Here is a 21,144-nt window from a genome sequence, read left to right as displayed (position 1 = left end):
TCTTTTGCGTGTCACCGAGCACTTCGCCGGTAGCGAAGGGCGCGCCGAACCGCCCCCAGGTGCACTGAAAGAAACGGCGTCGGCCTGTTCAATCGCTTCCTCGCCTCGGTCGGCGATCACGCCGAAAACACCTCAAATTCCGACGCTTTCGCCTCGACATCATGCCTTAACAACTTTCCACACCACCCATTGCCTGAAAAGCGGCCGCTGCACACACAAGATCACCTATTACTAATACCAGCGCGGGCAAGCCACAGTGCCATCTGGTGACAACAAGCACGCCTTGGCATCGGGATTCGTCGTCGACCTGTGCCGATACTGGTTTACCCCATGCCGTTCGCCGAAAAACGGCAGCCCCAGGTCGCCCGCCCAGACGGCATACCGTGACGTAACGAAGAGAACACATCATGCGACCTTGGCCCGACAACCGTCCCCCTGCTCTTGCCTGCACTTTATTGACTGGCACTTTTTTGACCGGCACTTTTTTGACTGGCACTTTTCTGGCCTGCAGCATGGCCGTCGCCTCCCAATATCCAGCGGCAACAAAATCCAGCGCCGAATCCGACGAGCAACAGGACTATCGGCAGTATTTCACCCCTCTGCCCTCGCTTCCCCCCATCCCCGCCGACAACAGCCTCACCGCTGAGAAGGTAGCGCTTGGCAAGATGCTGTTCTTCGAACCCCGGCTGTCGAAGAGCAGCAACATCAGCTGCGCTTCCTGTCACAACCCGGCTCTGGCCTGGACGGACCGGCTGCCGACGGCGGTCGGCCACGATGGCCAGGTGGGAGAACGCAACTCCCCCACCGTGCTCAACTCGGGTTTTCTTGGCTCACAGTTCTGGGACGGCCGTGAACCCGATCTGGAAGGCCAGGCACTAGGCCCCATCCAGAACAGCATCGAGATGGCCCACGACCTGGACGGCGCCCTTGCCCGCCTTTCCGCCGTCGAGGGATATTCCGAACTGTTCCAGACGGCATTTCCCGCCGACGAGGCTCCGCTGTCCTCCGGCAACCTGGCCGACGCCATCGCCAGTTTCGAGCGCACGCTGAATACGCCGAACGCCCCGCTGGATCGCTACCTGCTGGGTGACGAGGAAGCTCTGACCGACCAGCAGAAGGCAGGCATGAAGGACTTCGTGGACATCGGGTGCATCAGCTGTCACCGCGGCGCCAACTTCAGCGACAGCCTGTTCCACCCGATTCAGGTGCCGGGATCGGATGATCTCGGGCGCTTCGCGGTCACCAACGAGGAAAGCGATCGACAGGCCTTCAGGACGGCCTCACTGCGCAACGTCGCCCTGACCTACCCCTACTTTCACGACGGCTCGGCCGAGACGCTTGAAGACGTCGTGCCCATCATGGCCGAGCAGATGCTCAAGCGAGAGCTTGATGATGCCACCGTTGAACGGCTGGTCAGCTTCCTGCATGCCCTGACAGGAGAGCAGCCAGTGGTCACGGTGCCTGCTCTGCCCTGATCCAGCCCTGATCCAGCCCCGGGCCAGCCCGGCATCGGCTTCGTTTCAGGACTGACACCAACAACCCCTGCAAACGCCAGCGCCGCCTCCCCGACAAGGGGCAAGGCGGCGCTTGATGAGCCAGTCCCGGCGTCAGGCAGTTTTCAGACAAGCCCTAGGATTCCACCAGCCGCTGTCTCAGCGCCTGCCTCCTGTCCTCATCCATGAAGGCCGCCTCGATGGCGTTGCCGGCCAGCCACTTGAGGGTCTCGTTGGACCAGCCGAAGGCCTGCTGACAGGCGGCGAAGTTGTCGCGCATGCCACCGCCGAAGTAGGCCGGGTCATCGGAGTTGATGGTTACCACCAGTCCTGCGTCGATCAGCGTCGGCAGGCCGTGATCCTCGAGCCGTTCCACCACTTTCAGGCGCACATTGGACAGCGGACACACCGTCAGCACGGTGCCTTCGTCGGCCAGCCGCTCCATCAGCTCGACGTCCTCGATCGCCCTTACGCCATGGTCGATGCGACACACCTGAAGCTCATCCAGCGCCTCACGGATATAGCTCGGTGGCCCCTCCTCTCCTGCGTGGGCCACGCGTTCAAGGCCCAGCTCCCGCGCCCGGGCAAAGACCTCCTGGAACTTGCTCGGCGGATTGCCTCGCTCAGCGCTGTCCAGCCCCACGGCACTGAAGTGGTCATGCCAGGGCGTGCTGTCCTCGAGCAGCTGCATGGCATCGGCGGCGGGCTGATCACGCAGAAAGGCGAGGATCATGGCGGTGGAAATATCCAGCTCGGAGCGAGCCTTGGCACAGGCGGCCGTCAGGCCCTCCATCACCTCGGACAGCGCCACGCCACGGGACAGGTGGGCCTGGGGGTCCACGTGCATCTCGATATGCACTACCCCCTCGGCGGCGGCGCGCCGGAAGTAGTCCATCGCCAGGTCCTCGAAGTCCCGGGCGCGGACCAGCACGCTCATGCCCTGATAGTAGAGATCGAGAAAGGACTGCAGGTCGCTGAAGTCGTAAGCCTGTCGCGCCGCCTCGATATCGGCGTAAGGCAGGCTGACCCCGTTACGCTCGGCCAGCGCAAACATCAGCTCCGGCTCCAGCGTACCCTCGATGTGCAGATGCAGTTCCGCCTTGGGCAGGCGGGTCAGAAAGTCGTCGGTCATGGTGTCTGGCCCTGTGGCTTCGAACCGTAGAAATCAGGTGTCATCTTTCACATGGTGACGCATTCGCCCCGGGCTTGCCATGGCGTTCCGGCCGCCATCTCGATGACCCTGGGGATGTGCTCCATGCCGGGCGACGGCGAGTCGGGATCATGATGGTGCACCAGCATCAGCACCGTGCGTCCGGCCAGCCAGGGGCCGATGCCCTCGGCCACCCGCCGCGCGGTGGCCGCATCCAGCGAGGCAAAAGGCTCATCGAGCACTACCAGGGCGGGATCGGTCAGCCACAGACGCGCCAGGCCCAGACGTCGCGCCTGGCCGCCGGAAAGCTGTCGCCCCCCTTCCCCCACGCGTGTCTCGAGCCCAGCGGGCAGACCCTGCGCCCAGTCGGCCAGGTCTACCGCAACAAGCGCCTGCCACAGCCGCTCCGGGCTCGCCTCGGGGGCGCCCAGACGCAGATTCTCGGCAAGGCTTGCGTCAAACAGCTCCACCCGCTGGGTCAGACAGCCCACTTGGCTGCTCAACCACTGCGGGTCCAGGGCTTCCACCACTTGGCCGTCCAGAGTCAAGCGACCCTGGTGGCCTCGCAGCTCCCCGGCAAGCAGCGCCAGCAGCGTCGACTTGCCACTGCCGGAGGGGCCACAGATCGCGGCCCTTTCCCCTGGCGCCAGCCGGAAGCTCAGGGGCGACAGCGCCTGATCGAGCGCCCGCGGATAACGAAAACTCAGCGACGTAGCACAGACCTCCAGCCCTCCACACTCGGCGGTCCCGCTTCGAGGCGCAGCGTGCACTGCAACAGCTCGGGTGGTGTCTGAGACGTTTGCAGGCGCTGCACGCTGCCGGTCGATGGCATTGAGCCGCTCGGCGGCGGCGAGGCTCGCGCCGGCCTGGGTGAAGGCGGCAGGCAGGCTTGCCAACCCCTCGGCCAGGGCCAGCGAGGCCAACGGCAGCATCACCAGCACGGCGGCGCCAATCTGGCCGCCACCGAAGGCGGCGAGGCCACCGATCAACACAAGCCACCAGGCGCCCCCCATCACCAGCGTTGTCAGGACATTGCCAAACCCGGTGATCAGTGACAGTCGCCACTGAGCCGCCAGCAGCTCGTCCTCGAGGGCTTCAAGCTCGCCACGGCGGCGCGCCAATGCGCCGTAGGATTCGAGTTCACTCAGACCGCCAAGGGTTTCGATGATTGCCGAGCGCAGTCGCTCCAGCCCGGCGACACGGCGACGACAGGCCGCAAGACCCAGGCGGGCCTGTCCGAGGGTCAGCCAGCTCCAGCCGAACAGCAGCAAGACGCCCAGCACCAGCGCGGCCTGGGGCAGCCACACCGCCACCAACGCTACCAGTGCCGCCCCCAGCACCAGCGCCATCGCCGCCGGCGCCAGCAGCCGCAGGTAAAGCGCGTCCAGGGTATCGATATCGGCGGTCAGACGGTTGAGCCAGTCGCCGGATCGCCTTGCCCCGAGGCTGGCGCCGTCCATCGCCACCAGGCCCGAGAAGCAGCGCGCCCTCAGGCGAGCCAGCAGTCGCAGGATGGTGTCGTGGTTGTAGAGGCGTTCGACGTAGCGTGACACGGTGCGGGACACCGCAAACAGACGAATGCCCGCCCCGGGGGTGTAGACGTCCAGGGTAGCCGCCATACCCGCGGCCAAGGCCGCGCCGGTCAGGGCGCTGGCGGTGATGAACCAACCCGACACCGCCAGCAGCCCCAGCGCCGACAGCGCGGTCAGCACCATCAGCACCACGCCAAGCACCAGGCGCCGACGAAACGACGCATGCACCTCGATCCACGGACGCAGACTGGCAATCCCCGCAGCGAATCCCGTATCCGTGCGCTCAGTCGACGACGCCATCGGCCACCTCTTGCTGTTCTCTTCCACTCGCGGTGACTCGCCCATCGAGCAGCTCCACACGCCGGTCCCCCATCGCCAGGATGGCCGGGTGATGGCTGGCGATGACCAGCGCCCGGCCCTGGCCGGCCAGACGCCGAAAGCCGCCAATCAGTACCGCTTCGGTCTCTCGATCCAGACTCGCCGTCGGCTCGTCCAGCAGGACCAGCGCGGCATCACTCAGGAACACCCGCGCCAGCGCCAGGCGCTGGGCCTGGCCGCCGGACAGGCCCAGGCCATTTTCGCCGATCCGGGTATCGAGTCCCTCGGGCAGAGCCGCGACCAGCGTCCCAAGCCCCGCCTGCTCGAGCGCAGTGCGCAGGTCGTCATCGCCAGCGTTCGGCGCCGTCAGGCGAAGATTGTCGGCGAGGCTGCCCTGGATCAGCAGCGGGCGCTGGTCCATCCAGGCGAAGGCGATGCCCGGTGCCGATTGGCGCATCCCTTCGCCAGGCCCGACAAACCCCGCCAGCATCGCCAGCAGGCTCGACTTGCCGGCACCCGATGGGCCGCTGATCACCACCACTTCACCGGCCTCCACCCGGAAGTCCAGCGGACCCAGCACGCGGCCACGCCCAGGGTGATCCAGGCAGGCGCCTTCGAGCCGCGCAAGCTGGCCACCGGACAACACTGAAGAAGCGGGACTTTCCGCAGTGCCAGGCGCCGAGACGGGCGACACTCGCGAAGGATCGATGGGTTCATCGAGCAGTTCCGTCAGGGCCTGGGCGGCGGCCAGCGCCGAGGCACGGTCGTGGTAGTGCTGGGACAGTGTGCGCAGCGGCTGAAAGAACTCCGGGGCCAGCAGCAGGATGGTCAGGCCACTGGCCAGCGTCAGCGAATCGGCCACCTTCAGCGGCAGGTCCCCGAGCAGGCCAAAGCCGATGTAGATGGCCAGCGCCGCAATCGCCACCGAGGAGAAGAATTCGAGCACTGCCGATGACAGAAAGGCCAGCCGCAAGGGCTTCAGGGTGCGCCGGCGATAGTCGTCGGCGACCTGGGCAACCTCGTCGGTGACCCTGTCGCCGGCACCGAACAGTCGAATGGTGGCGATGCCACGCACCCGATCGACGAAGTGCCCGGACAGTCGCGTCACCGCCGCGAACTGGTCGCGATTGAGCGATTCGGCACCCATGCCCACCAGCGCCATGAACAAGGGAATCAGCGGCGCGGTGATCGCCAGCAGCAGCGCCGCCAGCCAGTTGTGCCAGGCGATGATGGCGAAGATGACCAGCGGCACCACCATCACCACCCGAAGCTGGACCCAGAAACGTGAGGTGTAGCCGTCCAGTGCCTCGACCTGCTCGACAAGGCGATGGGCCAGCCCGGCACTGTGATGGCGACCGGCACGCACCGGTCCCAGCGCAAACAGATGCTCGAGCAACTCGTGGCGTACCGCGCGGCGAAGGCGCTGGCTGGCTCGCTGGGCCAGACACTCCTGAGCAAAGCCAGCCCCGGCACGCAGCGCCAGAAGCCCCAGTAGAGAGACAAGCCAGGGCCATAGCTGGCTCAGGGAACGGTCACCCTCGATCGCCAGTACCAGCACCTTGGCCAGCAGTACCCATTGGACCACACCCGCGAGTCCTGCCAGCACCGCGAAGGCCGCGGCCAGGGTCAGCGGACGACGCTGAGCCCCGGTGTGCTGGTCGAGCCACAGCCGCGCCCTGGTGGCCTCGCCGCGAGACGACTCAGAACGAGGCGACTCAGAACGAGGCGACTCAGCACCAGACGACTTAGTGATAGCCGCCCCCTCTTACCTTGCCGCGGAACACCCAGTAGGACCAGGCGGTGTAACCCAGTACCACCGGGATCACGAACAGCACCCCGAGCAGCAGAAACAGCTGGCTCTCCGGAGCCGAGGCGGCGTCCCACAGGGTGATGTCCGGCGGGATCAGGTAGGGCCACTTGCTGGCCACCAGCCCCAGGTAGGTGAAGAAGAACAGTCCCAGGGTAGCCACGAACGGCTGGCCCTCGCGGCGACGGGCCACCGAACGCCACACCATGGCGGCGCACAGCAACGCCAGTGCCGGGAACACCCAGAACAGTGTCAGGTGGCCGAACCAGCGCTCACGCACGAACTCGTCGACGAACGGCGTCCAGATACTGATCACGGCAAAGCCCGCCAGCACCAGTCCCAGCAGCCTGGGTGTGATGCGGTAGGCCCATTCCTGCACGTGCCCCTCGGACTTCAGAATCGTCCAGGTCGCCCCCAGCAGCGCATAGCCCGCCATCAGCGCAAGGCCAGTGATCACGGTGAAAGGCGTCAGCCAGTCGAAAGGACCGCCCACGTAGACATTGTTGGTGACCTCGAAGCCCTCGATGTAGGCGCCGACCACGACCCCCTGACAGAAGGTGGCGACCATCGAGCCCCAGCAGAAGGCACGGTTCCACCAGTGGCGATTACGTACCGACTTGAAGCGGAACTCGAAGGCGATGCCACGGAAGATCAGGCCGGCCAACATCAGGAAGACCCCAAGATAGAGCGCCGGCAGCAGGATGGTGTAGACCAGCGGAAAGGCCGCCAGCAGTCCCGCCCCGCCGAGTACCAGCCAGGTCTCGTTGCCGTCCCATATCGGCGCTACTGAGTTCATCATGACGTCCCGGGCGTGCTCGTCCGGGGCGAAGGGGTAGAGGATACCCACCCCGAGATCGAAGCCATCCATCAGGATGTACATCATCACGCCGAACCCGATGATCAGCGCCCAGATGGCAGAAAGATTGATCAATTCCATGTCATCAGCTCCCGAACTGGCGGCCGGCGTCGGCCTCGAGGGTGGCGTGGGCGGCGGACAGCGGGCGCTTGGCCGTCTCGACCTCGTCGTCGTGGGGCACCTCGGCCAGCATGCCCTGGCGCACCACCCGGGTGAGGTAGTAGCCCCCGGTCAGGAACACCACCGCGTAGACCAGCACATAGCCGATCAGGGTGGCGAGCACCATCCAGCCACTGAGCGACGGCGTCACCGCCTCGCCCTGGGTCATCATGCCGTACACCAGCCAGGGCGCGCGGCCCGCTTCGGTGACGAACCAGCCGCCCAGCACCGCGATAAAGGGCGCCACACTCATCAGCCTCAGCGTCTGCAGGAAGGGACGACTCTTGTACAGACGACCGCCACGGCGCAACCACAGGCCGGTGAAGGCCACCGCGATCATCAGCATGCCCATGCCGACCATGGCGCGGAATGACCAGAACACGAACCACACCGGTGGTTGCTCCTCTACCGGGACCTCCTTGAGCCCGGGCACCTCGCCATCCAGGTCATGGGTCAGGATCAGGCTGGCCAGGCGCGGAATGCCGATCTCGAAGTGATTTTCCTGGGCCTCCTTGTCCGGCCAGGCGAACAACAGCAGCGGCACCCCGGACTGGGTTTCCCAGTTGGCCTCCATCGCCGCCACCTTGGTCGGCTGATGCTCAAGCGTATTGAGACCATGGGCGTCGCCGACCACCGCCTGTACCGGCGCCAGCACCAGCAACAGCCACATGCACATGGACAGGGCCTTGCGGTTGGCCTCGACGTCGCGACCGATCAGCAGATACCAGGCGCTGACGCCGGCCACCACGAAGCCGCCGGTCAGGAAGGAAGCCAGCGCCATGTGGGCAAAGCGATAAGGGAAGGAGGCATTGAACATGGCCTCGCCCCAACTGGTGACGCTGAAGTGGCCATCGATCATTTCCACCCCGGCGGGGGTCTGCATCCAGCTATTGGTGGACAGGATCCAGAAGGCCGAGATGAAGGTGCCCACCGCGACCATGATGGCGGCGAACAGGTGAACCCCCTCGGCCACCTTGCCACGTCCAAACAGCAGCACCCCGAGGAAGCCGGCTTCCAGGAAGAAGGCGGTTACCACTTCATAGCTCAGCATGGGGCCGAGGAAATTGGACGTCGCCTGACTGAAGTTGCTCCAGTTGGTTCCGAACTGGAAGGCCATGACGATCCCGGAGACCACGCCCATGCCGAAGACCACGGCGAAGACCTTGACCCAGAAGGCGGCCAGTCGATCCCAGGCGGGATTGCCGGTCTTGTAAAAAAGTCCATGCAGGACAGCGACATAGGACGCCAGCCCTATGGTAAAGACGGGGAAGATGGCGTGGAAGGATACGACGAAGGCGAACTGTATACGTGACAGAAGCACGGGATCCAGTTCCATGAGCGACTCCTCGAGGCAGGGATGACCGACGGCACCGCCCTGCCTCAGGAGCACAACCCGACCGAAGCAGGACAGCATCGAACCCGAGCGGAAAAGAGTCGATAGAGCGCAGCCTTGCTCAGCCGCTCTGTCTACCCACTATAGTATGCACAATCATGCATATCTGATTCCGCTTGCCCCCAGCATAGAGGTCCCGCCGGCCTCTGTCCCATGGCCAATTGTCGCACGCATCCATGGCCGATCACCTACCCGCTTGTCCGCCACCCGGCCTTGCCTTCGCCGTAACAATGGCACAGTAGTCGGGCGCCAGCTCACGCCTGCCCCAGCACCAGCGATACCAGATAGGCGGTGTAAGCCAGGTAGACGGTGACCAGAACGCCACCCTCGAGCCGATTGATGCGCCCCGCCCGGCCCTTCCTGCCCAGTGCGAACACCGCCATCATCAGGGTCATGGCCGTCATCAGCGACCAGTCCCGCAGCAGCACCTCACGTCCGGCCTCGATCGGCGCGATGACGGCGGCCAGCCCCACCACCCCCAGGGTATTGAACAGGTTGGAGCCGACCACGTTGCCCAGCACCAGATCATGCTCCTTGCGACGCAGGGCGCTGATGGACGAGGCCAGTTCCGGCAGCGAGGTGCCGATGGCGACCACGGTCAGGCCGATGATGACGTCGGACACCCCGAGCCCCTGGGCGATATCCACCGCGCCCCACACCAGCAACCGGGAACTGACGACCAGCAGCGCCAGGCCCAGCAGAGTGAGGAAGATCCCCTTGCCCAGTGACATGGGGTGAGCATCGAGTTCCTGTACCGTATCGGTGGCCAGGGCGTCCGCCCTGGCGGCGGCTTCCTCGCGCCGGCTCTGGATCACGCTTGCCACCATGAACACCAGCAGCGCCAGCAGCAGCAGCGCCCCCTCGAGGCGGGAGACAAGTCCGCCCCACATCATCAACGCCGACACCAGGGTGGCGGCGCCGAGTACCGGCAATTCGCGCCGAATCACCGATGAATGCACCGCCAGGGGGGAAATCAGCGCCACCAGCCCCAGAATCAGGCCGATGTTGGCGATATTCGAGCCATAGGCGTTACCGAGTGCCAGCCCCGGGTTGCCCTGTGCCGCAGACAGCGCCGACACCGTCAATTCCGGCGCCGAGGTACCGAAGCCGATGACCAGCATGCCCACCAGCAAGGGCGACAGTCCCAATCGCGCTGCGGTGGCCGCGGCGCCCTCGACAAAGCGCTCGGCGCTCCACACCAGCACTACCAGGCCACCCAGAACCGCCAAAACGGGAAGCAACATGTCAACTCCTCACCCATGATTTCGGTCGCATCTTTGTCTATGGTGTCACCCACGTCAACGTGCCACACTATTTAATTCGCAGGATCAGCTTGTTAAGCCATCAGCGCCTGATTCGCGACGAAAAGCAGACAAACAGAATCCTCTTTCAAGGCCGGAGTTCACCTACCACTGTGTCGACCCCCGTACGTGGCCCCCTGGAACGGATCCGCAACGCCTCCGTCACCCAGCATCCTCCCCCCGAGGTGCGCATCAGGTCGCGCCGGCGTCTGCGCGCCTGTCACGAGTGCGACTGGATCATGGCGCTGCCACCGCTGCGCCCTGGTGAAGAAGCGGACTGTGTCCGCTGTGGTCACGACCTGGTCAAGCGCCACGCCTTTCCCGCCCAGCGCAGTCTTGCCCTGGCGCTGGCGTCGCTGGTGGCACTGGGGCTGGCGCTGTCCTTTCCGTTTATCGGGTTCAGCACGCGTGGCGTCGGCAACGAGATAGAAGTGGCCCAGACCGCCACCCAGATGCTCGAACACCATCAGCCCATCGTCGCCATGGTGGTCATGATGTCGATCATCGTGTTGCCGGCAATCTATCTGCTGACGGTGGTGTGGCTGCAGCTCAGTCTGATGCTGCCTCGTCGGCTGCCCTATAGCCGTACCCTGGCCCGTGGACTTTCCCATATCGCCCCATGGCTGATGGCCGACGTCTTTATCGTCGGCACCATGGTGGCGCTGATCAAGGTGGCGGGACTTGCCGAAATTTCCCTCGGTCCGTCGTTCTGGGCCTTTATCGCCTACGCCATCCTGCTGCTGGCGACGACCCTGTCATTGGACAAGGACTGGCTGTGGTTCTCGCTCAGCGGCGAGCCGCTGGCACCGGAGGGCACACGCACCGGCGAAACCGCTGCCTCCCAGGGGCTCACTGGCTGCCCCACCTGCGGCCTGATCAACTGCCTGGACAGCGAGGGCCATGGCCGTTGCGTACGCTGCAGCGAGAAGCTGCACGCCCGCCGGCCGCGCAGCCTGCAGACCACCTGGGCATTGCTGTTCACCGCCGCAGTGCTCTATATCCCCGCCAATGTCTATCCCATCATGTATACCACCAGCCTCGGCAGCTCGGACCCGCAGACCATCATTGGCGGTGTCATCTACCTGGCCAGCCACGGTTCCTGGCCGGTGGCACTGGTGATCTTCGTGGCCAGCGTCATCGTGCCCATCGGCAAGCTGCTGGCGCTGATCTGGCTGTGCCTGGTGGCGCCGCGGGCACCGGGCATGCGCTCGGTGGTGCGGGCTCGCCTGTACCGATTGACCGAGCTGATCGGACGCTGGTCGATGGTCGACGTCTTCGTGGTGGCCATCCTGGTTGCCCTGATCCGCGCCGGCGCGCTGATGTCGATCGATCCTGGCCCCGCTGCGCTGGCCTTCGGTGGTGTGGTGATCATCACCATGCTGGCGGCCATGAGTTTTGACCCTCGCCTGCTGTGGGACGGCAGCGAGGATCCCTGCAACCCGATGGACTCCGGGGATGATGACGGGTCGCACGAAGACCGCTACGGCGACCACTCGGGCCTGGCGTCCGACGCCGCCCCTTCACCCCATCGCACTGCGCCGGATGAACAAGGAAGCACATCATGAGTGACGCCGATAAGCGCCACCCCGACAACCCGCCAGCGCCGTCCGACAAGGACATGCACCGCGCCGCGCCGACCCAGCAGAAACGGCTGTCGCCGGTGTGGATCGTGCCCTTCGTGGCACTGCTGATCGGCGCCTGGCTGGTCTACGACAACTATGCCAGCCGTGGCCCCCAGATCGCCCTGCATCTGCCATCCGCCGATGGCATCGAGGCCGGCAAGACCTTGATCAAGACCCGTAACGTGGAAGTCGGCAAGGTCACCTCGGTAGCGCTCAGCGACGATCTTTCCGGCGTAGAGATCACCGCTCAGATGGAGCCCCAGGCCGAGAAGATGCTGGTCGAGGACACCCATTTCTGGGTGGTCAAGCCGCGCATAGGGCGCGAGGGTATCAGTGGACTCGGCACTGTTCTGTCCGGTGCCTATATCCAGCTCGAGCCGGGCCGCAGCGAGGTGGATGCCCGGGAATTCGACGTCAGCGACCAGCCCCCGGTCGCGCCACCCGGCGCCCAGGGGCTGCGCCTCAACCTGGTCAGCCAGGTCGGCAACTCGCTCAGTGTGGGCGACGCCGTCACCTTCCAGGGGGTCAGTGTCGGGCGGGTCGAGGAGGCCGACTTCGATGTCTCCACCCAGAGCATGCACCACCGCATCTTCATCGAGAGCCCCTACGATAGCCTGGTCACCGAGAACACCCGTTTCTGGGCCACCAGCGGCATCGACGTGCGCTTCGGCTCCGACGGCTTCCAGGTGCAGGTCGAGTCGCTGGAAGCGCTGCTCGGCGGCGGCGTCACCTTTGGTGTGCCCGACGATGTCCCCGCCGGCAAGGAGGCGGATGAGGACGCCAGCTACGAACTCTATGCCGATGAGGAAGCCGCCCGCCAGGGTACCTTCAATCGCTATCTCGAGTACGTGCTGCTCAATGAGGACACGGTGCGCGGCCTGTCTCGCGGGGCCCCGGTGGAATTCCGTGGCGTGCGTATCGGCACCGTGGCAGCCGTCCCCTGGAACTTCACCTCACCGCAGCCGGAAAACCGCGACAAGCTGGCCATCCCGGTACTGATCCGCATCGAACCTCAGCGTCTGGGCATCGGCGCCAACGAACTGGATCTGCAGGAATGGCGCGAGCGCTTCGACCGCCTGTTCGAACGCGGCCTGCGCGCGACCCTCAAGAGCGGCAGCCTGCTGACCGGGGCGCTGTTCGTCGACCTCAAGATCGACGAAGAGTTGCAGGGCCAGTATCTGGCCGAGACCTTCGCCGACCGTCCGGTGTTCCCCACCGCCTCGGCTGGCCTTGCCCAGATCCAGGCCCAGGTCACCGCCCTGCTCGACAAGCTCAACCGCCTCGAGATCGAGCCTATCCTGTCGGGACTCGACCGAAATCTTCAGGTCTCCGAGGCCATGCTGACCCAGGCCCGCTCGCTGGTGCAGAGCATGAACAGCCTGCTCGACAACCCCGAGACCCAGGGCTTGCCCGGCAACCTCAACCAGACCCTGGTCGAGCTGCGCCGCACCCTCGACGGGCTGTCGCCGGAATCCAGCGTCTATCAGGACCTGACCCGCACGCTGAACGAGGTCGAACGTCTGGTGCGTGACCTGCAGCCGGCCGCTCGCAAGATCAGCGACGATCCCCGCGCGCTGCTGTTCGACAGCATCCAGACCGAGGACCCGATTCCGCGGGCACCACGCTGATCGCCACCCGCCTGAGTCTGTGGACTCGGGCGGGTGAGACGGAAGCATCGACAACACTGACCTCACCGGAAAGGAGTTCTCCATGAGGCCGATACATCGCCTGTGTGTTCCCCTGCTGGCGCTGTGGCTGGGCGGCTGCGCCAGCGGCACCGCCCCCATGAACCACTATGTGCTGCCCCCGGATGCAGGCAGCAGCGACGCCCGGGTCCCCAGCGCCGACGATACCCCGCTGCTGGTGTCCACGCCCAGGCTCGCCAACTACCTCGAGGCCGAAGGCATCGTCCTTCAGCTCGATGACATCTCGCTGAACGAGGCCAAGTCCCACCAATGGGCGGCACCGCTGGCACAGCAACTCGAACGCGGCCTGCGCGACCGGCTTGAGGCCAGACTGCCTGGACGCCGGGTGCTGCTGTCCGGCGACAGCGGCAACGCCTTGACCCTGGAGTTGAGCGTCGACCGCTTCCAGGGACATTACGACGGCTACGCCGTGGCCTCGGGACAGTGGCTGCTGCGTGACGACCAGCGCCAGGTGGTGGACAGCGACAGCTTCGAGGCCACCGAGTCGCTGGACAGCGACGGCTATTCGGCACTGGTACGGGCGCTGGGGCGCACCTGGGATCAGGTGGCCGATGATATCGCCGCCCGGGTCCGCGTCGCTCCCTGAGCGTCTCGACAACGCCTCCCCACCCCTCATCAAGGTTCTGCCGGCCCGACTTCTTTTCACCCCCGCCGATGCGCCGGGCCGGCAAATCTGGCATCATGCCCGCAACGGTGACGGGGGTCCCCCGCTAGAGCGGTCACCGAATTTTTCCCCACGCCTTGTCCGGGACCGACGCCATCAGAACGGTGGCGTCCAGCGAGTGCGTGCGTGCTGGAGTTTGCATGAGTTTTTCCGATCTCGGCCTGCGTGCCGAATTGCTTCGCGCCGTCACGGCGCAAGGCTATGACACCCCGACTCCGATTCAGCGTCAGGCCATCCCCGCGGTACTCAAGGGTGGCGACCTGCTGGCCAGTGCCCAGACCGGCACCGGCAAGACAGCGGGCTTTACCCTGCCGATGCTGCAGCGCCTGGCCGATGGCCCTCGCCCCTCCAAGCGCCAGGTCCGTGCCCTGGTGCTCACGCCCACCCGTGAACTCGCCGCCCAGGTCGGCGAGAGCGTGCGCGACTACGGTCAGCACCTGTCGCTGCGTCACCACGTGATCTTCGGTGGCGTCGGCCAGCAGCCCCAGATCGACGCCCTGCGGCCCGGTCTCGATGTGCTGGTGGCAACGCCTGGCCGCCTGCTCGACCTGCACCAGCAGGGCCACGTGGATCTGTCGAGCGTCGAGATCCTGGTACTCGACGAAGCCGACCGCATGCTCGACATGGGCTTTATCCACGACATCCGCCGTGTGCTGAAGCTGTTGCCCGAGAAGCGTCAGAACCTGCTGTTCTCGGCGACCTTCTCCAGCGAGATTCAGGCGCTGGCCGACAAGCTGCTCGACCGCCCGGAAATGATCGAGGTCGCACGCCGCAACACTACCGCCGAGACCGTCGACCAGGCCGTCTACCGAGTGGACCGCGAGCGCAAGCGCGAGCTGCTGTCACACCTGATCACCAGCCAGCGCTGGTTCCAGGTGCTGGTGTTCACCCGCACCAAGCACGGCGCCAACCGCCTGGCCGAGCACCTCGACAAGCGCGACATCTCCGCCATGGCGATCCACGGCAACAAGAGCCAGTCCGCGCGCACCCGCGCCCTGGCGGCGTTCAAGTCCGGCGAGCTGCAGGTTCTGGTGGCTACCGACATCGCCGCCCGTGGTCTCGACATCGATGAGCTGCCCCACGTGGTCAACTTCGAGCTGCCCAACGTCGCCGAGGACTACGTCCACCGCATCGGTCGTACCGGTCGTGCCGGCAACGAAGGCCAGGCCATCTCGCTGGTGTGCGTCGATGAGCATGGCCTTCTGAAGAACATCGAGCGCATGATCAAGCGTGACCTCGAGAAGCGCATCGAACCGGGCTTCGAGCCCGACCCCAACGCCAAGCCGGAACCCATCGAGAACGGCCGCAACAAGCGCGGTGGTGGTCAACGCCGCAGCCAGGGTGGCAACAACAGCTCCCAGCGCGGCAACGGACGACGTGGTGACGGCGGCGGTGGCGGCGGCAATGCCCGCAACGGCAATGGCGAGCAGCCTGCACGTCGCAGGCGCAGGCGCTCCGGCCAGGGCAACCGCCAGGGACAGGCATAAGCGCGAGCCTCGGCTCAGGCAACGCCCCGAGCGGCGGGACAAGAGCAATCCAGGGGGCGACTTGCCGCCCCCTTCCATCTCAGCAGGACAGCGATATGGCATCTCCAGAACTGATCAAGGAATATCGCCGCTTCCGGGCCTTCCAGAAGCAGGCGCAACTCGACACCGAGCATCGCGGCGCCCAGGCCAAGATCGACGAGGCAAGGGTCAGTGCCGCGCGCATGACCGAGGCCTACCGCAGCATGGCAGAGAAAGGCGCCGAGCAGGGGGCCTGCTATCGCACCCTCTACCTGCGCGACCATGACGGCGTGGCGCTGACCTGTGAAGGCTGGATGTTCGTACGTCGCGTGCTGGCCGAAGGCGGTGCCACTCGCGTACGCGCCAGCCTGCTGGAGACCTTCCGCCTGGAGAATGGCCAGTGCGCTCCCGGTGATACTCCGGTCGAAAAGATCACCCTGGAGATCTACGATCAACTGCTGGTCGACAAGGGCATGGCCACCGCTGTGCGCATCGACGGCGTCGACGGCGATCGCCACAGCCAGTTCCTGACCTTCAATGACCAGGTGCGTGGCGATCTACGTCGCTTCCTGAAATAACCGTACAGGCCGCCGTCCGCGGGGCCTGCGCCTCCGGCGGCGCGCCTTCCCCGCTGTGGTGGTCCAGCCGCTGGAGCCCCCGATGAAGGTCTCGTCCCTGCCCTGGCGCTTTCTGGTGCTGATGGTACTGGTCGGCCTCAACCTGAGACCGGCACTCTCTTCGCTCGCCCCCCTGCTCGCCCGTGTGCAGCAGGATACCGGCCTGTCCCCCAGCGCCATCGGTGCCCTGACCACCCTGCCGGTGCTGTGCCTGGGGCTATTCGCTCCGCTGGCGCCTCGCCTGTCGCGCCAGTACGGCCCGGAGCGCGCCTTGTCGCTGGGTCTTGTGGTCATCACCGCCGGTCTACTGCTGCGCTGGCTGGGCAGCCCCCTGGCACTCTACGCCGGCACCCTGCTGGTGGGCGCCGGTATCGGTGTGTCGGGTGCCCTGCTACCGGCGCTGGTCAAGCGGGAGCTGCCCCGGGGCGCCGACCTGATGACCGGGGTCTACACCATGGCCCTGTGCCTGGGCGGCGCCCTGGGCGCCGGCCTGGCGATTCCTCTGAGCGACCTGCTGGGTGACTGGACCCGCAGTCTGGCGGCCTGGTCATTGCTGGCCGTGGCGGCGCTGATCGCCTGGGAGCTCTACATGCCGCGCACCGCCGCTACCCCGCGGATGGCAGGCGATCCCGGCACAGGCATGACCCGTGGCCTGCTGCGCCAACCACTGGCCTGGCAGGTGGCGCTATTGATGGGCACCCAGTCGTCGCTGGCCTACATCGTCTTCGGCTGGCTGCCGACGCTGTTGATGCAGCGGGGCATCGGCGAGGCCGAGGCCGGCCTGTTGATGGGCATGTCGGTGATGGTCCAGCTGATTTCTGCGCTGCTGGCTCCCTGGCTGGCCCGCTTTGGTCGCGATCAACGCCCGGCGCTGCTGCTGGTACTCGCCAGCACCGCCAGCGGCCTGTGGATCCTGTTGATGGCCGACACCTCCCTGCGCTACCTCGGCGCACTGCTGCTGGGACTCGGCCAGGGCGGCAACTTCTCCCTGGCGCTGACCCTGATCGTGCTGCGCAGCGCCGATTCGCGTCTGGCCGGCCGACTGTCCGGACTGGCCCAGGGTGGCGGCTATGCCCTGGCCGCCCTGGGCCCCTTGAGCGTCGGTATCATGCTCGACCTGCAGGCACCGATCACCGCCATCGCCTGGCTGTTGATGGGGATCGCCGCGGCCGCCGCCAGCTTCGCCTGGTTCGCCGGTCGTCAGCGTCAGCTCTGCTTCGATGCCGACGATAATGTCATCACCCGCTGCGCGCCTCGCCGAGGCTCACGCTGATACTGTCACTCGTGTCTTCACTCCTTGTGCAGGAAGCCCACCCATGACCCACTCACCCCTGGACCCGGTGCTGGTGATCTATGCCGGCGGCACCATCGGCATGATCGAGACGCCCTCCGGCCTCGCCCCCGGCCCCGACATGGAAGCCCGGGTGCGCGAGGCCCTGGCCACGCTGCCTGACGATCGCCGGACCGCCCTGTCACCCTTTAGCTGGTTCGAGGTCGACCAACCCATCGACTCCAGCGGCGCACGCCCCGAAGACTGGGCCCGGCTCGCAGTGCTGATCGCCGAACGCGCCCATAGCCATCGCGGCGTGGTCGTGCTTCACGGCACCGATACACTGGCCTGGACCGCCTCGAGCCTGGCCTACCAGCTTCAGGGCATCGATCGCCCGGTGGTGGTCACCGGCTCCATGGCGCCGCTGGCCCACCAGAACAGTGATGCCCTGTACAACCTCGAGAGCGCGCTGCGCTACGCCGCCATGCCTGAGTTGCAGGAAGTGGCGGTGAGCTTTGGCGACAAGCTGCTGCGGGGAAGTCGTGCACGCAAGTGGCACACTCGCGAACCCGATGCCTTCGAAAGCCCCAACCTGGACCTGCTGGGGGAGCGCCACGGCAACGACGTCCGGCTGTATCGCGAGCACAGCCTCGAGGCAACGCAGCGCGGTGCGCCCCGCTACGAGCTTGGCGATTATCATGGCCTGGGGGAGCAGGTGATTCGGGTGGTGCTGTGGCCGGGTATTCAGCCATGGCAACTGGCGGCATGGCTGGATGATGACCGCGTCAAGGGCGCCTTGATCGAGGTGTGGGGCGGCGGCAATGTGCCTGACGACCCCGAACTTGGCGCCGTGCTGGCAGAGGCCAGCGGCCAGGGCAAGCTACTGGTCGCGATCAGCCAGTGCCCTCACGGAACCATCGACATCGGACACTACGCCGCTGGCCAGATGCTGGCCGACGCCGAGGTGGTATCCGGCGACGACATGACGCCTGAGGCGGCCTATACCAAACTGGTGCACCTGCTGTCGCTGCCCCTCTCGTTGGAGCAGAGGCGTCGGCTGTTTCGGACCCCGCTGGTCGGTGAACGAGGTTGACAACCCGCAGGTCGGACAGCAATTTTATGCTCTGTTGACACTCAAGGGGCCATGATGGAGTAAGGTTAGGAAGTCCCCGTCATGACAAGGAGTTGCTCATGGAACACCCGGATCATCCCTTCAGCGAATTGTTTGAACAGCTGGGCCTGGCATCCGAACCGGAAGCCATCAAACGCTTTATCGATCGCAACTCGCCGATTCCCGAAGGGGTCGAGTTGCCCGATGCGGCCTGCTGGAACGAGGGACAGGCGGAATTTCTGCGCGAAGCCATCGAGGCCGATGCCGACTGGGCCGAGGTGGTAGATCATCTGGACGCTTCACTGCGCAAACCCTAGGGCTTGTCCGAAAAGTGCCTGCGCTCGGTAATACGGCGTTAAAAATCGGGTCAAGATGCTCATTTACACCTCGTAAACAGCGCTTTCTATCCGATTTTTGCCTTGTCTGACCATCGCTCGTCGACTTTTCGGACTAAGCCAAAGCCCGCTGCGCGAGCCGCTGATGTCGGCGGCTCGCGCCACTATCAGGCCGATGGATCGGCCCTGACACCAATCGCACAACGACAATCGATGGCCTTTTCGACGTGACCTGCCTTCCCCCTGATATCGAAGCGCGGCTCGAGCCCGCCACGCGTCTTCCCTCTCTGCCTGCCGTGGTATCCGAGCTGCTGGTACTGGCGAGCAATCACGACGCGCCGCTGACCGACTTCGCGACCCTGCTGTCCCGTGACCCGGCCCTGTGCCTGCAGCTGCTGCGGCTGGCCAACAGCCCCTACTATCGCCGCGGTAGCGATCCCGTCATCTGCTGCGAGCACGCGGTGACACGCCTCGGTATCGATGGCACCCTCACCGCGCTTTTGGGCTTCACCCTTGTGCGCGACGCGACCCGCGGCCCCCTGGCCGACTATTGGCGACGTACCCTCGCGGCCGCGCACCTGATTCCGGCCATCGCCAAGGTGGTGAATCCCCGCCAGCCGGGCGAACTGTCAACGCGCGCCCTGCTACGCGAGGTCGGGGTACTGCTGCTGTACGCATTGGACCCGAACTACTTCGAGCTGACCGCCCAGGCCGCCACCCGCGAACAGCGCCTGGCTCTGGAACACCGGCATCTTGGCTGCGACCGCGACCAGGCGTCGAGCTGGCTGGCACAGCGCTGGCAGCTGCCCACCAGCCTGTTCCTTCAGCGCCCTCTCGAGCCGGAAGACCAGCGTCACCACGAATGGCTCGACGGCATTTGCCTGGAGCTGGCCGACGAACTGGCCGGATGCTGTCTGGACGACGACAGCGACGCCATCCCCGCCGTGCTTCATCGCTTTCAGCGACGCATGAACATGGACGGCAATGCCCAGGCACGTCTTGTCGATGAGCTCGCGAGTCGCCTTGAGACCTTGCCGGACTTTCTCGCCACCACGCTGTCGGCAGATGAGGATATCGAACGCCTGCTGGTCGCCGGCAAGCAGCGCCTGCATGGGCTGACCATGAGCCTGGCCGAGCGCTTGCACCATCGTGAGGACCAGCTGATATCGCTCCAGCGCGACAACGAGGCACTGGATGTGCGCGCCAGCACCGACGCCCTCACCGGCCTTGCCAATCGCGCCGCGCTGGAACAGCGCCTCGAGGAGATGCTCGAGGACGCCCATACCCGAGACAGACCGCTGTCGGTGCTGTTTCTCGATCTGGATCACTTCAAGCCGCTCAACGACCGCTATGGCCACCGGCTCGGCGACATCGTGCTGGTCAATGTCGCCGCTACCCTGCGCGACGCAATCCGTGAGTCGGACCTGGCGGCCCGCTACGGCGGAGAGGAGTTCGTCATCGCCCTGCGGAACACGCCGGAGGCAGGAGCACTGCGAGTCGCACAGCGGCTACAGCAGTGGTTGTCCGAGCAGCCCATGGCCCAGGTCGACCAGCGCCCCCTTTACGTCAGCGCCTCCATCGGCATCGCCCAATGGCAGCCCGGCATGGACAGCATCGAAGCAGCATCGCTGGTGGAAAAGGCGGACCTGCAGATGTACCAGGCCAAGCAGGCCGGCCGTGCCCGCATCAGTCAATGTGAACAACAGCAGGAGCGCACCAGGGAAACCCCCTGAAGCAGCACCTGATCAGAACAGGATCTACGCCAGACGCCGCGGCAGTAGACGCCAAGTCGCTCGCTAGAGACGCGCCTCGACCCGCTCCAGGATCTGGGCGCTGACCTTGGCGACCAGCGGGCGAGCCGCGCGATTGACCGCCTTGGCGACCAGCCGATTGCGGATCTGGTAGTCGACGATCAGGCTGACCGCGGTACCTTCATCGACCGCTTCGAGTTCATAGCGGCCCTGATTGCGCACACCGTCGATCGACTCCCAGGCCAGCCGGCTGGGCGGCGACTTCTCGGTCACCTGCACCTCAAAGGTCCAGTCCATGCCGACCGCGTGGACATGCCAGCGATAGCGATCGTCCCCGAGCGGCTCGATCTCGGTGATCAGATCCGAATAGTCGGCAAAATCCTCGACCTTTTCGAGCAGGGCGAAGACGCGCTCGGGAGGCGCGGGAAGCGTGGCGCTGTGTTCGATGGTGGGCATGGCCAGACCGACTCCTTGCCTGAGGGATGCTCCAAGGTAAGGCTGCTACGGAGCCTAGCATCCCGGTTCCCCAGGCCCTTGTAAAGCCGTGCCTATCA

The 21,144-nt window shown here is 65.6% G+C and carries 17 protein-coding genes; 10 read left to right on the top strand and 7 right to left on the bottom strand.

What is annotated here, in order from left to right; all coding sequences use genetic code 11:
* The first annotated feature begins 512 nt into the window (after positions 1 to 512).
* Positions 513 to 1,475, top strand: a complete 963-nt coding sequence (locus NKF27_RS09315) for a cytochrome-c peroxidase (RefSeq protein WP_253556216.1) — start codon at positions 513 to 515, stop codon at positions 1,473 to 1,475.
* A gap of 154 nt (positions 1,476 to 1,629) precedes the next feature.
* On the opposite strand, the gene NKF27_RS09310 is transcribed toward NKF27_RS09315, so the two are convergent.
* From NKF27_RS09310 to NKF27_RS09285, 6 genes are all read right to left on the bottom strand, one after another.
* Positions 1,630 to 2,625 carry an adenosine deaminase gene (locus NKF27_RS09310; RefSeq protein WP_253556215.1) on the bottom strand — a complete coding sequence of 332 codons (996 nt, stop codon included), beginning with the start codon at positions 2,623 to 2,625 and terminating at the stop codon, positions 1,630 to 1,632.
* A 47-nt stretch (positions 2,626 to 2,672) separates the two neighbouring features.
* Positions 2,673 to 4,475, bottom strand: coding sequence for a thiol reductant ABC exporter subunit CydC (cydC, locus tag NKF27_RS09305; protein ID WP_253556214.1), 1,803 nt, complete (start codon positions 4,473 to 4,475; stop codon positions 2,673 to 2,675).
* The gene (gene cydD, locus NKF27_RS09300) at positions 4,459 to 6,123 is read right to left on the bottom strand and encodes a thiol reductant ABC exporter subunit CydD (RefSeq protein WP_301271193.1); all 1,665 of its coding nucleotides are present in this window, start codon (positions 6,121 to 6,123) and stop codon (positions 4,459 to 4,461) included. Before cydD ends, cydC begins: the two co-directional genes overlap by 17 nt.
* 115 nt (positions 6,124 to 6,238) lie before the next feature.
* Entirely contained in the window at positions 6,239 to 7,237 is a 999-nt protein-coding gene (gene cydB / locus NKF27_RS09295) for a cytochrome d ubiquinol oxidase subunit II (RefSeq protein ID WP_253556212.1), read from the bottom strand.
* A gap of 4 nt (positions 7,238 to 7,241) precedes the next feature.
* Positions 7,242 to 8,651: a cytochrome ubiquinol oxidase subunit I gene (locus NKF27_RS09290; RefSeq protein ID WP_253556211.1), complete on the bottom strand. Its 1,410-nt coding sequence runs from the start codon at positions 8,649 to 8,651 to the stop codon at positions 7,242 to 7,244.
* A 311-nt stretch (positions 8,652 to 8,962) separates the two neighbouring features.
* On the bottom strand, positions 8,963 to 9,952 hold the full coding sequence (locus tag NKF27_RS09285; protein WP_253556210.1) for a calcium/sodium antiporter: 990 nt from the start codon (positions 9,950 to 9,952) through the stop codon (positions 8,963 to 8,965).
* Positions 9,953 to 10,146: 194 nt separating this feature from the next.
* Here NKF27_RS09285 and NKF27_RS09280 point away from each other — a divergent pair, with 194 nt between their 5' ends.
* The 9 genes from NKF27_RS09280 to NKF27_RS09240 all read left to right on the top strand — a co-directional run bounded on the left by NKF27_RS09280 (position 10,147) and on the right by NKF27_RS09240 (position 20,572).
* Entirely contained in the window at positions 10,147 to 11,574 is a 1,428-nt protein-coding gene (locus NKF27_RS09280) for a paraquat-inducible protein A (protein ID WP_253556443.1), read from the top strand.
* Positions 11,571 to 13,259 (top strand): intermembrane transport protein PqiB, encoded by a 1,689-nt coding sequence (pqiB, locus tag NKF27_RS09275; RefSeq protein ID WP_253556209.1) that lies wholly within the window; start codon positions 11,571 to 11,573, stop codon positions 13,257 to 13,259. The genes NKF27_RS09280 and pqiB overlap by 4 nt, the downstream gene beginning before the upstream one ends.
* Before the next feature lie 82 nt (positions 13,260 to 13,341).
* Complete coding sequence (locus tag NKF27_RS09270; RefSeq protein ID WP_253556208.1) at positions 13,342 to 13,923, top strand: membrane integrity-associated transporter subunit PqiC; 582 nt, start codon at positions 13,342 to 13,344, stop codon at positions 13,921 to 13,923.
* 218 nt (positions 13,924 to 14,141) lie between these two features.
* Positions 14,142 to 15,488 (top strand): DEAD/DEAH box helicase, encoded by a 1,347-nt coding sequence (locus tag NKF27_RS09265; RefSeq protein ID WP_253556207.1) that lies wholly within the window; start codon positions 14,142 to 14,144, stop codon positions 15,486 to 15,488.
* 95 nt (positions 15,489 to 15,583) lie between these two features.
* Positions 15,584 to 16,084: a hypothetical protein gene (locus NKF27_RS09260; protein WP_253556205.1), complete on the top strand. Its 501-nt coding sequence runs from the start codon at positions 15,584 to 15,586 to the stop codon at positions 16,082 to 16,084.
* An 82-nt stretch (positions 16,085 to 16,166) separates the two neighbouring features.
* The gene (locus NKF27_RS09255) at positions 16,167 to 17,396 is read left to right on the top strand and encodes an MFS transporter (RefSeq protein WP_253556203.1); all 1,230 of its coding nucleotides are present in this window, start codon (positions 16,167 to 16,169) and stop codon (positions 17,394 to 17,396) included.
* Between the two features lie 43 nt (positions 17,397 to 17,439).
* Positions 17,440 to 18,486, top strand: coding sequence for an asparaginase (locus tag NKF27_RS09250; RefSeq protein WP_253556201.1), 1,047 nt, complete (start codon positions 17,440 to 17,442; stop codon positions 18,484 to 18,486).
* Positions 18,487 to 18,584: 98 nt separating this feature from the next.
* Complete coding sequence (locus NKF27_RS09245; RefSeq protein WP_253556200.1) at positions 18,585 to 18,821, top strand: DUF2789 domain-containing protein; 237 nt, start codon at positions 18,585 to 18,587, stop codon at positions 18,819 to 18,821.
* A 245-nt stretch (positions 18,822 to 19,066) separates the two neighbouring features.
* Complete coding sequence (locus NKF27_RS09240) at positions 19,067 to 20,572, top strand: diguanylate cyclase (RefSeq protein ID WP_253556199.1); 1,506 nt, start codon at positions 19,067 to 19,069, stop codon at positions 20,570 to 20,572.
* Positions 20,573 to 20,635: 63 nt separating this feature from the next.
* Here NKF27_RS09240 and NKF27_RS09235 read toward each other — a convergent pair whose 3' ends face one another.
* Complete coding sequence (locus NKF27_RS09235; protein ID WP_045990888.1) at positions 20,636 to 21,046, bottom strand: SRPBCC family protein; 411 nt, start codon at positions 21,044 to 21,046, stop codon at positions 20,636 to 20,638.
* Positions 21,047 to 21,144: the final 98 nt, after the last annotated feature.

Source organism: Halomonas sp. DN3 (assembly GCF_024137905.1).
GTDB lineage: Bacteria > Pseudomonadota > Gammaproteobacteria > Pseudomonadales > Halomonadaceae > Halomonas > Halomonas litopenaei.
Note: the sequence above shows the minus strand (reverse complement) of the source record. Positions and strands in the feature narration are given on the sequence as shown.